We start from the raw sequence: 14,501 nt of genomic DNA on the forward strand, positions 1-14,501 counted from the left end.
CCTGGCCACGGCTTTTCAAACTGTCAGCCGATTTGTCATGAAGCGGAGGCGACCTGCCTAGCGTTCAAGGCAGCAACCGATGGCCATGGTCCGCCGCGTGCTCCTGGCAGGCTCCGGCCTGATGCTGATGGTGTTCCTTGTGATTCATCTCATCGGCGTCGCCATTGCTCCTCTCGCGCCACTGCAGTTCGAGCACTACGCCAGCGCCCTGCATCACAGCTGGTGGCTGCCTGTCGTTGAGGGACTGCTGCTACTCGCGGCCGGCCTGCACGTCAGCCTCAGCCTGGGCAAAACTCTCAGCAACTGGAGAGCGGGAAACCATGCTCAGCTCCAGAGTCGACGTAGCGATCGTCTTGGCAGCTGGAGCGCCCGATTGCAACCCCTCGGCGGTCTCACCCTGCTGCTCTTCATCGCTGTCCACCTCAAACAGCTACGACTACCGCGACCAGCCCCTGGCCTCGAGCTCCTGCACTTGAGCGCAAGCCTCCAGCCCCCCATCACCCTGACCCTCTACGGGCTGGCCTGCCTTGCCCTCGGACTGCATGTCGTCCAGGGCGGTGAGTCGGCACAGCGCAGCTTGGGAGTCCTCAGTCCAGAGAATGCTGGGTTCATCCGCAGGACGGCCCGCGCAGTGGGACTGATTCTTGGCCTGGGCTTCGCCGGTTCCGCCGGCTGGTTGGCCTTGCAGGGATGACGCCGATGAACGCCCTCAATCCTCGAATTCCCTCTGGTCCGGTTCGTGATGCCTGGACCAGAACCAAGGAAGAGCTGCCCCTGATCAGCCCACTGCGCAAGCGAGAGCTGACGATCCTGGTTGTTGGAACTGGCTTAGCTGGATCCTCGGCCGCAGCGACCCTGGCGGAGCAGGGTTACCGCGTGAAGGTGATCACCTTTCACGACAGTCCCCGCCGTGCCCACTCGGTCGCCGCCCAGGGCGGGATCAACGCCGCCCGGCCGGTTGCCGTTGACGGCGACAGCATCAGCCGACTGTTCAGGGATACCGTCCGCGGCGGCGACTTCCGCGCCCGCGAAGCGGGCTGTCACCGCCTCGCTGAAATCAGCAGCGCGATCATTGATCAATGCGTGGCCCAGGGGGTGCCCTTTGCCCGCGAGTACGGCGGCACCTTGGCCACCCGCAACTTCGGCGGCTCCTTGGTGAGCCGCACTTTTTATGCCCGTGGGCAGACCGGTCAGCAGCTGCTCTACGGCGCCTACCAGGCCCTGATGCGCCAGGTGCAACTCGGGCGGGTGGAACTGCTACCCCGGCGGGATCTGCTTGAGCTGATTCGCGTCGACGGGGTCGCCCGAGGGGTGATCTGCCGCAATCTGCTCAGTGGAGCCCTCGAAACCCACACGGGTCATGCGGTGGTGCTTGCCACCGGTGGCTACAGCAACGTCTACTTCCTCTCCACCAATGCCCTGAAATCCAACGCCAGTGCGATCTGGCGGGCCCATGAACAGGGGGCCCTCTTTGCCAATCCCTGCTTCACACAGATCCACCCCACCTGCATCCCCAGCGGCGATCCCTACCAGAGCAAGCTCACGCTCATGAGCGAGAGCCTGCGGAACGACGGCCGCGTCTGGCTGCCGCAACACCGCCAGGACAGCCGTGATCCAGAGACCATTCCTGAGACCGAGCGGGACTATTTCCTCGAGCGCCAATACCCCAGCTACGGGAACATGGTCCCGAGGGATGTGGCATCCCGCAGGGCACGGGAGCTCTGCAATGAAGGCCAAGGTGTGGGCCCAGCCGGTCGCTCGATCTACCTGGATCTTCGCGATGCCATCCGAGAGAGCGGCCGCGATGTCATCGAGAAGCGCTACGGCAACCTGCTGGAGATGTATGAGCGGATTAGCGGCGAAGACCCGTACGCCAAGCCGCTCAAGATCTACCCCGCACCGCACTACACGATGGGCGGGCTTTGGGTTGACTACCACCTGATGAGCTCCATTCCTGGGCTCTTCGTGCTCGGGGAAGCCAACTTCTCTGAACATGGGGCCAACCGCCTTGGCGCCAGCGCCCTGATGCAAGGCCTCGCAGACGGCTACTTCATCGCACCAGCCACCGTCACCGCATGGCTGGCGAGTCACAGCGGACCGCCGGTCACGCAAGAGCATTCGGCCTGCCGGGAAGCCCTGGCGGCTGCCCAGACACGAATTGCCAGCCTGGTCGCCACGAAAGGGGACACCCCAGTCGATCAATTCCACCGTCAGTTGGGCCTGACGATGATCGAGCGCTGCGGCATCAGCCGTAATGCCGCTGGACTGAGCCAGGGACTCCAGGAGGTCCGTGAACTCGAGCAGGACTTCCGCGCGCGGGTTCGCATTCCAGGCGGCGCCGAGGGACCCAATCTCGAATTGGAAAAAGGGCTTCGGTTAAGCGACTTCTTTGGCTTAGCCCAGTTGATGCTCCGGGACGCCCTGGCCCGCGAAGAATCCTGCGGGGCCCACTTCCGCGAGGAGCACCAAACCCCAGAGGGTGAAGCCCAGAGAGATGACGAGCACTTCGCCCACATCGCCGCCTGGGAGTACCAAGACGGTGCCGCCCCCTTACGTCAAAGCGAACCTCTGCAGTTCACAGCCCTGCAACCCAGCACCCGCAGCTACCGATGACGCCCACCCTCTCTCTCACGCTGAGGATCTGGCGCCAGGAGCACCAGCAGACCAAGGGCACCTTCTTGACCTACACGCTCCAAGGCCTCAGCCCAGACCTTTCTTTGCTGGAGGTGCTGGATCAGTTGAACGATCAACTCATTCGCAGCGATGAGCGCCCGATCTACTTCGAGCACGACTGCAGGGAAGGGATCTGCGGCAGTTGCGGATTCCTCGTCAATGGCCAGGCCCATGGCTCCCAGCGGGCGACGACTGTTTGCCAGCTCTACGTCAGGGAGTTCCAGGACGGAGAAACCGTGACCTTGGAACCCTGGCGCGCTGCGGCCTTCCCTCTCCTTCAAGATCTGGCGGTTGAACGCTCAGCCCTGGACCGGATCATTGCCGCCGGCGGCTACTGCTCGATCAACACCGGGCAGGCACCCGACGGGAACGCGATGTTGATCGGACAGGAGCAGGCTCTGTCCGCCTTTGCCACAGCCACCTGTATCGGCTGTGGCGCCTGCGTTGCCAGTTGCCGCAATGCCTCGGCGAGCCTCTTCACCGCCGCCAAGTTGGCTCACCTCGGCCAGCTCCCCCAGGGACAACCCGAACGGCGCTCACGGGCGCGATCGATGCAGGCCGCGATGGAGCAGGAAGGATTCGGGAGTTGCAGCAGCAATCTCGAATGCGAAGCCGTCTGCCCGAAAGAGATTTCAGCGGACTGGATCAGCTGGATGAACGGCGAAGCTCGCTAAGAGCAGTCAGTGGGACCAGAGGGACTTGAACCCTCACAACGTTGCCGTCTGCGGATTTTAAGTCCGCTGCGTCTACCAATTCCGCCATGGTCCCGGCGCAGACCATCTTAGATTTGCCGGGACGTTGCACCATCGCCGTGCCGCTGCCCGGGTTCCTCAGTTCCCTCACCAGTGAGACCCTGTTGGTGCTGGCCGCCTACGGGGCACTCGCCGGTGCCTACCTGGTGGCAGTCCCCCTGGCTCTGATGGCTTGGATGACCAAGCGCTGGACCGTGATGGGCAAGATCGAGCGCACGGCGGTCTATGGACTGGTCTTCCTGTTCTTCCCCGGACTGATCGTCTTCGCCCCCTTCGTGAATCTGCGTCTGCAGGGCCAGGGCAACACTTAATGGGATCCGGCATCACACGCGGCAAGGCGCTTCTGGCCGGCCTGGCCATCTTTGGCATCGGCGGTCTCGGTTACTGGGGCTTCCAAGCCGCTGGCTTTGAAGGGTTTAGTGCGGGCATTGCCGCCCAGGCCCTCCTGGTGGTCATCGTCCTGGTCTGGACGGGCTCTTACTTGTTCCGGGTCGTGACCGGAAACATGACCTACATGGAGCAGCGACGCCGCTACCGCTCGGGTTACGACGCTGCCACCGACGAAGAGCTCCAGAAGCGTTTTGACGCCCTCAGCCCCGAAGAGCAAGAGAAGCTCATGCGGGAACTCGCCCAGGACAGCGAAGGCTGAGGCCATAGGCTCAGCTGCAGATCTCACGCTGCCGTGACCACCAGCACCCCGATCCAGCAGCGTTTTCAGAAGCTCAAGACCGAGGGCCGCTGCGCCTTGATGCCATTCCTGATGGCCGGCGATCCGGATCTGGAGCACACCCGCTCGACCCTCCTGGCCCTGGAGGCCGGCGGGGCCGACATGATCGAGCTGGGGATTCCCTACAGCGATCCCCTGGCCGATGGTCCGGTGATCCAAGCCGCGGCCAGCCGAGCACTGGGCAGCGGGACCACCCCTGGTTGGGTGCTGGAGATGCTCCGCAGCCTCAAGGGCGAGCTCACCATCCCGGTGATCCTCTTCACCTACAGCAACCCCTTGCTGAACCGCGGCATGGAGACCTTCTGCCGCGATGCCGCGGCGGCGGGTGCCGCCGGCCTGGTGGTGCCTGATCTCCCCCTGGAAGAAGCAGAAAAGCTTTCGGCCATTGCCGAAGCGGCAGGTCTGGATCTCGTGCTGCTGGTGGCACCCACTACCCCGAGCGATCGCATGGCCCGCATCGCCCAGGCCAGCCGCGGCTTCACCTACCTGGTCAGCGTCACCGGGGTCACCGGTGTCCGCACCACCCTGGAAAACCGGGTCGCCACCCTGGTGCATCAACTCAAAGGAATGGGGCCAACCCCAGTCGCCGTTGGCTTTGGCATCTCCGGCCCCGAGCAGGCGCGCCAAGTTCGTGATTGGGGCGCAGATGGCGCCATCGTCGGTAGCGCCCTGGTCAAGGTCATGGCTGAAAGCCACAGCCAGCAGGGGAACATTGCTGCTGCTGCGGGTCAGTTCTGCGGCCAACTGCGCCAGGCCCTCGACAACTAAGCGGCCAGCCCTCGATCCGCACGGCAGAATCAGCGCAGTTCGCCCCTGCGAGGGACCGTTTTCAATGGCGCTGCGCAACCGCCTCTCCCGTGGACTCCTTGGCGCCGCGCTGCTGGTCGCCCCCAGCGCCGCCCAGGCCGGCTGGAGTGAGTACACCTCCAACATCTCTGAGGTGGATGCCTGCAATCAGGCCCAGTACCTGATGCCCGAACAGGCCGTTCCTCAGCAATACGTGCTCAAAGTCAAGGACGGCAACTTCCGCTGCAAGGTGCGCTGGAGCGACAAAGCCGGCGCCGAACCCAGCAACCTGCCGGTGCTGCTGCCCGCCAAAATTCGCCAGCCGATCTTTGCCGGTGGCTGGCTGTAACTTGCTCGCACACGCCTGCTGATCCGTGCGCTTTGTTCTCTGGGGGACCTACTGCGAGAACGCGCTGGAGAAACGCACCCCTTACCGCGAGGAGCATCTCGCGGGGCTGCAGCGCCAAAAGGATGACGGCGTGCTGATCACCCTGGGACCCACGGAAACCAGCTGCCACGTCTTCGGGATCTACGAGGCCGAGTCCAAGCAGCAGGTGGTGGATCTGCTCCACAACGATGTGTATTGGCGCCAGGGAATCTGGACCGCCCTCGAGGTCTACCCCTGGATCCAGGCCTTCTAGATCAGGCCTTCGGCCAGCCCGCCTGGCTCTGCTGCCAGACCCACTCGGCCACCTGCTGGACACCGTCCTCACCCAGGGCCTCGACGTAGCCGCTCATCTGTCCCTGGCCCTGGGCAGCGATCGCCGCAATGGCCTCCTGGGAGGCAATGCCCTGGCGCTCTAGGGCCGCCAGCTTCAAGGTTTTGCCGCGGCGAATGATGTTGCCGCCATTGAGGTGACAGCCCGCGCAGTGGAGCTCAAACAATTGGGCACCATCGGCCCAGGCAGGTTGGGCCACGCTCAAACCCAGCAGCAACACCAGAGCCAGCAACAGCCGGCGCAGCAACGCAAGGGACATCAGGTCAAGGACAAGGGGGGCGCAGCGCGCCAAGCGTCAGTCTGACCGGCCCACTCCCGGTGTGTCCGCGCTCAAATAGCCCCACACCCACGCACCCCATGCTGTCCTTTCTGCACAGCGCCGACTGGCAGATCGGCAAGCCCTACGCCCGGGTCCAGGATCCAGACAAGCGGGCCAAGTTGCGGCAGGTGCGCATCGCCGCCATCGATCAAATCGCTCAATGCGCCAAGGAGCAGGAGGCCGCCTTCCTGCTGGTCGCCGGTGATCTCTTTGACTCACCAACCCCCAGCAGCAGTGACATCAGTGCGGTCTGCCAGGCCCTCGGCCGCCTGAGCTGCCCGGTGCTGGTGATTCCTGGCAACCATGACCACGGTGCCCCAGGCAGCGTCTGGCACCAACGTTTTTTCCAGGAGGAGTGCCAGCGCCGGGCCCCCAACCTCCAGGTTCTCCTGAGCCGCGAACCGCTCGTGCTGGAGCAGGCGATCGTGCTGCCCTGCCCGCTGTTGCGCCGCACGGACAGCCAGGACCCCACCGCTTGGGTGCGATCGATCGATTGGGCCTCACTGCCCAGCGACCGCCCTCGCCTCCTGCTTGCCCATGGCTCCATCCATGGTTTTGGCTCCGATGACCTGGATGCCGATGAGGAGAACCCCGCCAGCGCCCAGAACCAACTGCGCCTCGATGCAGGCCTACTGGAGGAGCTGGACTACGTCGCCCTGGGGGATTGGCATGGCCTCAAACAGGTCCATGCCAAGGCCTGGTACAGCGGGACCCCGGAGCCCGATCGCTTTCCCCGCCATGACGTCTACCGCGATGGAGTCGTCCTGGCGGTGCGCGCCGAGCGGGGGAGTCTTCCCGAGGTGACCCCTCTGGCGACTGCGATGCTGCAATGGCACGCAACGGCGGTGCGGCTCAGCAGCGACGCGGAGCTGGAGCGCTTTGAAGCGCAGCTCCAGACGCTCCTGGGCGATGAGCCAGGACAACATCTCCTGCTGCTGGAGGAGAGCGGCAGCCTGAGCCTCGAGGGTCATCGCCGCTACGACGCGCTGATCGAGCGCTTGGAGGCCCAACTGCTGCGGCTCAAGCGCCGCGGGCGCTGCGCCCAGGCTCCCGATCCAAGCGAGCTCAAGGCCCTCAGCCAGCGCCCCAGTGACCCCTTGATTGCCAACGTCGCCCATCGCCTCCAGAGCGAACTGGCGGACAGCGCGCTGCTGGAGGAGCGCCGCGAACTGCTGCAGCTGGCCCTGGCCGAACTGCACCGCTGCGCGGGGGAGTAAGCCATGCACCTGCTCTCCTGCCGCCTGCAACGGGTTCGTCAACACCTCGATCTCCAGCTCAGCTTTGGCCGCCAACTGACCCTGGTCGGCGGGGTCAACGAATCGGGCAAAAGCACCCTGGTGGAGGCACTCCACAAAACCCTCTTCCTGCGCTCCACCGCCACCGGGCGCGGTGTGGAGGAGCTGCGCTCACGCACCCATGGCGGCCTGCCGGAGGTCGAGCTCTGTTTTGCCGCCCAGGGAGAACGCTGGACGCTGCGCAAACGCTTCGCTGGTGCCGGGGGAACCTGTCAGCTGAGCAACCCGAAAGGGCAGGCCCTCAGTGGTCCAGCAGCGGAAGACGAGCTGGCGCGGCTGCTGGGCCTGGAGGGTCCCATCGAAGGCAGGAGGATCGCCCAGCTGCCCGAGCGCTGGGCCCACCTCTGGGTGCGGCAGGGGGACGCAGGCTTCAACCCCCTGGAGGGGAAGCCGGAGAGCTACGACTACGAGCGACTGCTCCAGCAGCTGCAATCCAAGACCGATCTCGGAACGCTGCAGTCCCCCCTGGATCGCCAGGTGGTCGAGCAACTCCAGCAGCGCCTGGGACAGGTGTTCACTCCAACAGGCCGCGTGAAGGCCGGATCAGCCCTCGCCCAAGTGCTGCAACGGGAACAGGAGTGCTTGGAGGAGCTGAACGGGGCCAAACAACAACTGCTCGAGCTCGAACAAGCCATGGAGCGCCTTGGCGCCATCGCCGAGAGGCTCCACTGCATCGACCAGGACCTGCGGCCCGCCTTACTGAGAGAGCGGGAACTGGAGCAGCAACAGCAGTTGCTGCAGGCGGAACTTGAACCGGTGCTGCTGCAACGCCAGACCCTTGAGCAACAGCAGAAACAACAGCAGGAACTCAAGCGAACCCAGCAGGAGCAGCAGCAAGAGCAACTCCGGCTGCAACAGCAGCTGAAGCAGGCACTCGAGCAGGACGCCCTCAAAACAGAGCAGCAGCAGAAGCAGGAGCAGCAGATCGCAGCCGCTCAGCAACAGCTGCAAACCCTGCGGACGCGGCAAGAGGGAGTGCGTCAGCGGCTCGACCTCCTGCAACTGCGTAGGGAGCGCCAACAGCTTGAAGCCCACCAGCAGGAGATGAACCGCCTGCAGTCAGAAGCGAACCGGCTCAAGCAAACCCTGTCCCAACTGCCGCCGATCGATGCCGAACAGGTGCGCGGACTGCGGAGCGCCGAGCAGGCCCTCGCCCAGGCCCAGGCGCGGCTGGAGGCCATGGCCACCAGCATCGAAGTGCTCCAAAGCGATCAGGCCATCACGCTTGCCGGTGAAGCGATCCAGGCCGGAGAGAAGCGCCAGCTCAACAGCATCACTGAACTGCAGGTTGGAGCTGCCGTCCGCCTACGGGTGAGCCCCGGCGGCGGCGACGCGCTGCCCCAGGCCCAGGCTCAGCTGGAGCGCTGCCGCCAAGACTGCGAACGGTTGACCCAGCAGCTCGGGGCCGTCAACAGCGAAGCCGCGGAGGCGATTGAGCAACAACGGCGCAGCCTGGAGCGGGATCTCAGCGACCTGCGCAGCGCAGCCAAGGCCATCCCCTGGTCCGGGCTGAGCGAGCGTCTCAGTGCCTTGCTCCCGCGCCAGCAGGACCTGGAGCAAGCCATCAGTCTCGATCGCCAGGAGGGACTGCCCAGCGATCCAACGACACTCGAAGAGCTGGACACGCAGCTACGCCAGACCATCCAGCAACAAAGCAGCGCCCTCGATCAGCAGCTGCAACAGCATCAGCAACAGCGGCAACAGGAGCTAGCCCAGAGCCGCCAGCTGGAGCAATGCCGCAATCGGCTCGAGCAACTCGCCGGCTCCTTGGCGATGGTCGAGCAACGACTGCAACAAGAGTCAACCCCAGCGAGCGTCGAGCAGCTCCAACACCTGGAGCAAGACGTCAAGGAGCGGCGAGCAGTACTGGCGGCGATGGAGAGCGAACGAAAAACATTGCAGCAACACCGCCAGGGATCCGTTGGGGCCCTGCAACTGCTCGAGCAGCTCAACCAGGAGAAAGAGCTTCTCCTCAATGAGCGTGGGCAGAACGAACAGCGCTGCACCAGCCTGGGAGCCCAAAACCCCAGCGCTCAACTGGAGCTAGCCCAGGCCCGCTGGGAAAACGTCCAGCAGGAACGCCAAATGCAAGAACGGGAAGCCAACGCTCTGCAACTGCTGCAGGAGCACTTCCATCAGGCCCAAGCTGAGCTGGCCAATCGCTACAGCGAACCGCTCTGTTCAGCCCTCAACCCCTACCTCGGGGCGCTCTTGCCAACAGGAGCGGAGAAGGCCCTGTTGGCCTTCAATCCCAAACATGGCTTCCAGCAACTGCAACTGCTGCAGGACAGCCAGGCCTATGACTTTGCGCGACTCAGTGGAGGCATGCGCGAACAATTCGCAGGGGCGCTGCGACTGGCCATGGCCGAAGTCCTAATGGGTGCCTATGACGGTTCCCTGCCCTTGGTCTTCGACGACGCCTTTACCAATACCGATCGGGAACGTCTCGATCCATTGCAAGCAATGTTGCAGCGGGGGATGGAGCAGGGGATTCAAATCATCCTGCTCAGCTGCCATCCCGAGGACTATCAAAACGTTCTGGGCTGGGCACAAAAAAGCCCCCTCCAATCGCTGGAGGGGGCCAATGGCGTGGAGGTCACGCTCAGCCGTTAGGGCTGTCGATCACTCTTCGTCTTCGTCGCTGCCGCCGGCGGGAATCAGACGGATCTGCTTACGGCCAAGCTTGATTTCGAACTCGTCACCGGGCTGAAGATCCAGCATGGCGGTGTAGGCCTTACCGATCAGCAGGTTGCCGTTGCCCTGAACGGTGGCGATGTAGCTGAGCTTGCGGCCACCCTTGCCGACCTTGCTGCTCACGCCCAGCTCAACGCCCTTGGCCTCGAGAAGCGCTTCGTAGAAAGCGGTGAAGTTCAGACGCTCGCCGCCGTCCTTCTTGGAGGAGACATAACCGCAAGCGCGGACGATATCGGACTTACTTACATCGCCAAGCTCTTTAACTTTGGCCAGAAGATCGGAACCGGTGAGCATTGAGGTAGAGGGCTTGAGCCAGATACTCGTGCAACATACAACACGGTTTAACTAGGCACCAGCTCCATGAAGATCAAACCAAGCCAGAATTCGGCAAGGAGTTGAGTACCAAAGGCCTCGATGCATCGAATCCGTGAATTACGCAGGGACGAGCACTCTGAGGCGATCACGATTTATCAGCAGGCCGTCCTGAGTTGCGACCCGAAGCTGTACACCCAGGCACAAAAAGAAGCCTGGGCCAGTCAAGGTCCGGCACTTGCACTTCAGCTCGAGCGCGGTCGCGCCCTGGCCAGCGAAGCAACGGATGGAGGCGTCCTCGCCTTTGCCCTGCGGGATCCAAGCCAACGCCTATCCCTGCTCTATTGCCATCCTGAACACCAACAGCGGGGCCATGGACGCGCCCTGATTGAGGCCATCGAGGCGGAAGCGTCTGAGGACAAGCTCGGCTCCCTCGTCACCGAAGCCAGCCTGATCTCCACCCCTCTACTGCTGAAGCTGGGCTGGCGGATCCGCTGGAGAGAAGAACTCCTGATCCGCGGGGTGCACTTCGAGCGGTTCAACCTCAGAAAAACGCTGAACCCGATACTGAGCTGATGGCCGAAGCCCAGCTCCAACAGTTCCTCCAGAAGATCCAACAGCTCAATGCTTTCGTGGCCTTGACTGAGGCCCAGCCCGAGCTTCGCCAAGCCCTCAGAGACTGCAGCAACCACCACGATGTGGTCCAACTGGCGGCCCAATTTGGCTTTGACATCGGCCGGCGCTGGGGGGACAGCAGCCCCCAGCCAGACAGGCCCGCTGATCAACCCAATCTGCTGCGGGGGGACTGCCCGGAGTCAGGCCAGGAACAAACCGACGTGCTCGCCAGTGGACAGAACTGGCGCCTCGAGCGAATTCATTCCTGCCAGGCCAGCAGCCCAGCCGAGGGCTGGTACGACCAAGAGGAGAGCGAATGGGTTCTGGTTCTGCGCGGAAGTGCGTCGCTGCACTTTGAAGACGAAGAGCAGCCGCGGGACCTCTGCGTCGGCGATGCGCTGATGATTGCGCCGCATCGCCGCCATCGGGTTACGGCAACCGACCCGAATCCTGGGACGGTCTGGCTAGCTCTGTTCTGGTCGGTGGGCGCTTGAGGTTGGATTGCCGCACCAGCCAATAGGCGGCAGCGAGGGAGAGGATCGCCACCCCCAAGCCAATCAGAACCGCAGGGTCCTTCTGCATCCCCGGGGGAGAAACGATCACCTTGCGGGACACTGCGGTCAGGGCCGTGACCAGCACTAATTCGATCTGAATCACGTGCTCCCGCAGGTAAGCGGTGAGGTTCTGCAGCACCTCCAGGGCAATCAGGATCACCAGCACCTGATCCAACAGGCTCACCAGGCCCTCACCGGTCCAATTGACCTGCAAATCCAGCAGGTCACTGCCCAAAAAGATCAGGAGCTGAAGGGTCGCGACCACCAACACCACGGTGAGGGTGACCGAGAGGACCTTGGCCAGAGCGCGTTCGAAACCCGAGATTCCTCGCAGGAACGCGCGATCACAAAACAGAGACTTCAATTGCGAAAGGGCGTGTACTGAGGCTTAGCCGGAGTATCCCCCGGAGGGTTCACCAACTTGGTGTCGCAGGTGATACTTCCGTCGGCCGCCGTCACGCAGTTCTTGGGTTCCACGGTGGTGGAGGGGCCCACATTGCTGCCGGGTCCCCAGAGGAAACTCTCCGCCTGGGCATGAACGGCCGAAGGCATTGCAGCACCCAGGGCCGCAACGGACGCCCAAGCCAGCCAACGCACGCAGGTCATCTCAACGGTGCAACGTGCACCCACTGTGACGTGAGTGCAGGCCTCCGTCAGCCGTCTCCGACTTCCAGTCGGATTTCTTCCAGGAGCAGATCCAATTGCCCAAGGGAGTCCTCAACGGCTGGAGCGGCATCGGCGGAACCAACCCCGCCTTGATCCTCGCTCTGCCAGACCGCCTCAATGGCACAGAGACGTTCAGCCAGGCCCACCAAACCGTCACGGCGGTAGGTGCGGTCCAACTCATCCAGCAGGACCGGCATCCGAATCGAGCTTGCCCGCAGGACTCGCCGCAGGTCCGACTGGGTCCGGCCGCTGTGGCGGAGCCAATCCTTGATGAACGATTGCAGTTCGTCTAACTGCTCAGAGGTCAGAGCAGCCATCAGCGCGTCGGGGGAAACCAGCGATCTAGTTTGCGCTGCGCCCGCATCCGAATGGGTTCGCTCATGTGACTCGAGCAGAGACCGAGCAGGGCGGTCAAGGCCACCAGGTCATCGCTGAAGCCCGCCGCCGGGATGAAGTCCGGGATCAAATCAACCGGAACCAGCAGATAGGTCAGGGCCGCCAGCATCGTCAGGCGAACCTGTGGCGGGGTGCCGGAATCCAGCAACAACTCGAGGCATTCGATGGCAGGCCGCGCGATCGCGCGACCCGCACGACGCAGGAGGCGTCGCAGCGCGCCCTCATCGACCTCGGTGCTGCCCAGCACTTGGGCATCAATGGGTTGAGCAGCAGGATCGACAGCCATGGGCTGGTGTCACCTCAAGCGGTGACACCATTCTGAGGGCCGACCTACTGAACGACAGAACTGACGTCGACCAATCCGCTCTGGATGCCCACTTTGCGCAGCTTCCGCAGGGCCCGCTGGACCACCTGACGGCAGTACTCCCGACTGCAGCCCAGGAGACGGGCCACCTCAGCGAGGGTGCGCCACTCATGACTGCCATCGAGACCAAAGCGCAGCATCACGACAGTGCGCTCTTTCGGCGTGAGGTTGGACTGATCCAGAAGCTTCCAAACCGCGGCATTGCGCTCCGCCAGTTCACAGCGCTCCATGGGAGGCAGATCCTCACTGGGAAGCACATCCACCAGTTCCGTTGGATCGGATTTGGATTTGACGATGCCCTGCAGGCTGACGGTGACGCTGCGGAGCTCACAACCGAGCAAATCCTCAATTTCATCGAGCGGCAAACCCAACGCTGTGGCCAGCTGTTGTGAATTAGGCGCCATGCCATTGCGCTGCATCAAACGCGCCTTTGCAGCCCGCAAACGTGTCAGTTTTTCGTTGACATTGACAGGAATACGAATCGTGCGACTTTGGGTCGAGAGCGCACGGTTGAGTCCCTGGCGAATCCACCAGTAGGCATAAGTACTGAAGCGGTGGCCGCGGGTGGGGTCGTACTTCTCAACGGCTCGGGTCAGACCCAGGGTCCCCTCTTGGATCAGGTCCAACAGGTCAAGTCCCTTGCCCTGGTAGCGCTTTGCCAGGTTGACCACCAAGCGCAGGTTGGCCGTGATCATTTGATCTTTAGCCCGCTCGCCCACACGCATCGTGCGCTTCTCGATGTCGTTGTAGCTGCAGGCTTCACCAACACCACCAGCCATAGCGCAGCGCTCGTGCAGCTGCACCATGGCTTGTACCTTGCGGCCAAGCATCAGCTCTTGCTCTGGCGTCAACAACTGGTGACGACCAATTTCACCCAAGAAAGCACTCAGCGAGCTGGCCATGTTTGCGCGTTCTGCTGATTTGAACCTAAGGGGTTTTTGACTCAAAAAAGAAAGCCACTAAAAAGCTTCCAACTTTCAAAATTGCTTCCCAAATTCAGACTTATTTCCCAATTGCAGATTGGCTTCCAAAGCCTGAACAAAACCAGCTCAGTCGCTCGCTCGCTACGGTCTGAGGCCCCATCCAGTCCAAGGCCATGCCCGCCCCGGCTCTGATCGCCGACATCGCACCGACCGTTCTCACCCGAGCGGGCGTGGCCTACGTCCACTACCTGAGCTTCATGCTCTGCTTCGGCGCCCTCGTGCTGGAGCGTCGCCTGATCCAGCCCAACCCCAACCGCAAGGACGCCACCTTGATGGTGATCACCGATGTGGTCTACGGAATGGCGGCCCTCGCCCTCCTGGTGAGCGGGATCCTGCGGGTGATGTACTTCGGACAGGGCTCGGAGTTCTACACGGAGAACCCTCTGTTCTGGTGGAAGGTCGGCCTCTACCTCTCCGTGGGTGGCCTCTCCCTCTACCCAACGATCACCTACATCACCTGGGCCATCCCCCTGCGCAAAGGGGAACTGCCCCAGGTCAGCGAAGGCCTGGCCAAGCGGCTGGCCTGGATCCTCAACATTGAACTGGTGGGTTTTGCCCTGATTCCGTTCCTGGCCACCTTGATGGCCCGGGGCGTCGGCCTGCCTGGTTAGCCCCAGCAATGGAGCTACCGCCTCCAGCCTGCCCA

Annotated in this window: 20 protein-coding genes and 1 tRNA gene; 13 read left to right on the plus strand and 8 right to left on the minus strand. The window is 63.1% G+C overall.

The window, feature by feature from the left end; all coding sequences use genetic code 11:
- Positions 1-85 precede the first annotated feature (85 nt).
- From ACXIQ9_RS03285 to ACXIQ9_RS03295, 3 genes are read left to right on the plus strand one after another with little or no spacing between them, the layout of a single operon-like run.
- Positions 86-694 carry a succinate dehydrogenase/fumarate reductase transmembrane subunit gene (locus tag ACXIQ9_RS03285; protein WP_459015586.1) on the plus strand — a complete coding sequence of 203 codons (609 nt, stop codon included), beginning with the start codon at positions 86-88 and terminating at the stop codon, positions 692-694.
- A 5-nt stretch (positions 695-699) separates the two neighbouring features.
- Entirely contained in the window at positions 700-2,613 is a 1,914-nt protein-coding gene (locus tag ACXIQ9_RS03290; RefSeq protein ID WP_459015799.1) for a fumarate reductase/succinate dehydrogenase flavoprotein subunit, read from the plus strand.
- On the plus strand, positions 2,610-3,347 hold the full coding sequence (locus ACXIQ9_RS03295; RefSeq protein WP_459015588.1) for a succinate dehydrogenase/fumarate reductase iron-sulfur subunit: 738 nt from the start codon (positions 2,610-2,612) through the stop codon (positions 3,345-3,347). The genes ACXIQ9_RS03290 and ACXIQ9_RS03295 overlap by 4 nt, the downstream gene beginning before the upstream one ends.
- 10 nt (positions 3,348-3,357) lie before the next feature.
- Here ACXIQ9_RS03295 and ACXIQ9_RS03300 read toward each other — a convergent pair.
- Positions 3,358-3,441: transfer RNA gene (locus ACXIQ9_RS03300), tRNA-Leu, on the minus strand.
- 43 nt (positions 3,442-3,484) lie between these two features.
- On the opposite strand from ACXIQ9_RS03300, the gene ACXIQ9_RS03305 reads away from it, so the two are divergent.
- The 5 genes from ACXIQ9_RS03305 (at position 3,485) to ACXIQ9_RS03325 (ending at position 5,579) form a co-directional block, all read left to right on the plus strand.
- Complete coding sequence (locus ACXIQ9_RS03305; protein ID WP_010315895.1) at positions 3,485-3,736, plus strand: NAD(P)H-quinone oxidoreductase subunit L; 252 nt, start codon at positions 3,485-3,487, stop codon at positions 3,734-3,736.
- On the plus strand, positions 3,736-4,074 hold the full coding sequence (locus tag ACXIQ9_RS03310; RefSeq protein WP_459015591.1) for a DUF3007 family protein: 339 nt from the start codon (positions 3,736-3,738) through the stop codon (positions 4,072-4,074). The genes ACXIQ9_RS03305 and ACXIQ9_RS03310 overlap by 1 nt, the downstream gene beginning before the upstream one ends.
- Before the next feature lie 33 nt (positions 4,075-4,107).
- The gene (gene trpA, locus ACXIQ9_RS03315; protein ID WP_459015593.1) at positions 4,108-4,920 is read left to right on the plus strand and encodes a tryptophan synthase subunit alpha; all 813 of its coding nucleotides are present in this window, start codon (positions 4,108-4,110) and stop codon (positions 4,918-4,920) included.
- A 64-nt stretch (positions 4,921-4,984) separates the two neighbouring features.
- Positions 4,985-5,287, plus strand: a complete 303-nt coding sequence (locus tag ACXIQ9_RS03320) for a hypothetical protein (protein WP_296415598.1) — start codon at positions 4,985-4,987, stop codon at positions 5,285-5,287.
- A gap of 25 nt (positions 5,288-5,312) precedes the next feature.
- Entirely contained in the window at positions 5,313-5,579 is a 267-nt protein-coding gene (locus tag ACXIQ9_RS03325; protein ID WP_459015595.1) for a YciI family protein, read from the plus strand.
- Between the two features lies 1 nt (position 5,580).
- On the opposite strand, the gene ACXIQ9_RS03330 is transcribed toward ACXIQ9_RS03325, so the two are convergent.
- On the minus strand, positions 5,581-5,916 hold the full coding sequence (locus ACXIQ9_RS03330; RefSeq protein ID WP_010315885.1) for a c-type cytochrome: 336 nt from the start codon (positions 5,914-5,916) through the stop codon (positions 5,581-5,583).
- 98 nt (positions 5,917-6,014) lie between these two features.
- On the opposite strand from ACXIQ9_RS03330, the gene ACXIQ9_RS03335 reads away from it, so the two are divergent.
- Positions 6,015-7,193, plus strand: a complete 1,179-nt coding sequence (locus ACXIQ9_RS03335; protein ID WP_459015598.1) for a metallophosphoesterase family protein — start codon at positions 6,015-6,017, stop codon at positions 7,191-7,193.
- A gap of 3 nt (positions 7,194-7,196) precedes the next feature.
- Entirely contained in the window at positions 7,197-9,884 is a 2,688-nt protein-coding gene (locus tag ACXIQ9_RS03340; protein ID WP_459015600.1) for a hypothetical protein, read from the plus strand.
- Between the two features lie 9 nt (positions 9,885-9,893).
- On the opposite strand, the gene ACXIQ9_RS03345 is transcribed toward ACXIQ9_RS03340, so the two are convergent.
- Positions 9,894-10,259, minus strand: a complete 366-nt coding sequence (locus tag ACXIQ9_RS03345; RefSeq protein ID WP_010315879.1) for an AbrB family transcriptional regulator — start codon at positions 10,257-10,259, stop codon at positions 9,894-9,896.
- Between the two features lie 120 nt (positions 10,260-10,379).
- Between ACXIQ9_RS03345 and ACXIQ9_RS03350 the strand changes: the two genes are divergently transcribed.
- Both ACXIQ9_RS03350 and ACXIQ9_RS03355 read left to right on the plus strand, forming a co-directional pair.
- Positions 10,380-10,853 (plus strand): GNAT family N-acetyltransferase, encoded by a 474-nt coding sequence (locus ACXIQ9_RS03350; RefSeq protein WP_459015602.1) that lies wholly within the window; start codon positions 10,380-10,382, stop codon positions 10,851-10,853.
- Positions 10,853-11,386, plus strand: coding sequence for a Nif11 domain/cupin domain-containing protein (locus ACXIQ9_RS03355; protein WP_247477467.1), 534 nt, complete (start codon positions 10,853-10,855; stop codon positions 11,384-11,386). The genes ACXIQ9_RS03350 and ACXIQ9_RS03355 overlap by 1 nt, the downstream gene beginning before the upstream one ends.
- Here ACXIQ9_RS03355 and ACXIQ9_RS03360 read toward each other — a convergent pair.
- The 5 genes from ACXIQ9_RS03360 to ACXIQ9_RS03380 are packed head-to-tail and all read right to left on the minus strand — an operon-like array spanning position 11,322 to position 13,774.
- Positions 11,322-11,810, minus strand: a complete 489-nt coding sequence (locus ACXIQ9_RS03360) for a phosphate-starvation-inducible PsiE family protein (protein ID WP_010315872.1) — start codon at positions 11,808-11,810, stop codon at positions 11,322-11,324. The genes ACXIQ9_RS03355 and ACXIQ9_RS03360 overlap by 65 nt on opposite strands.
- Positions 11,807-12,052: a hypothetical protein gene (locus tag ACXIQ9_RS03365; RefSeq protein WP_459015605.1), complete on the minus strand. Its 246-nt coding sequence runs from the start codon at positions 12,050-12,052 to the stop codon at positions 11,807-11,809. The genes ACXIQ9_RS03360 and ACXIQ9_RS03365 overlap by 4 nt, the downstream gene beginning before the upstream one ends.
- Before the next feature lie 47 nt (positions 12,053-12,099).
- Positions 12,100-12,429, minus strand: coding sequence for a hypothetical protein (locus tag ACXIQ9_RS03370; RefSeq protein ID WP_459015607.1), 330 nt, complete (start codon positions 12,427-12,429; stop codon positions 12,100-12,102).
- Complete coding sequence (locus ACXIQ9_RS03375; protein ID WP_010315866.1) at positions 12,429-12,794, minus strand: YkvA family protein; 366 nt, start codon at positions 12,792-12,794, stop codon at positions 12,429-12,431. Before ACXIQ9_RS03375 ends, ACXIQ9_RS03370 begins: the two co-directional genes overlap by 1 nt.
- A 44-nt stretch (positions 12,795-12,838) precedes the next feature.
- Entirely contained in the window at positions 12,839-13,774 is a 936-nt protein-coding gene (locus ACXIQ9_RS03380) for a sigma-70 family RNA polymerase sigma factor (RefSeq protein ID WP_010315864.1), read from the minus strand.
- Between the two features lie 194 nt (positions 13,775-13,968).
- Between ACXIQ9_RS03380 and ACXIQ9_RS03385 the strand changes: the two genes are divergently transcribed.
- Positions 13,969-14,466, plus strand: a complete 498-nt coding sequence (locus tag ACXIQ9_RS03385) for a DUF2214 family protein (RefSeq protein ID WP_010315862.1) — start codon at positions 13,969-13,971, stop codon at positions 14,464-14,466.
- The last annotated feature ends 35 nt before the right edge of the window (positions 14,467-14,501 follow it).

It is taken from the genome of Synechococcus sp. LTW-G, assembly GCF_054459035.1.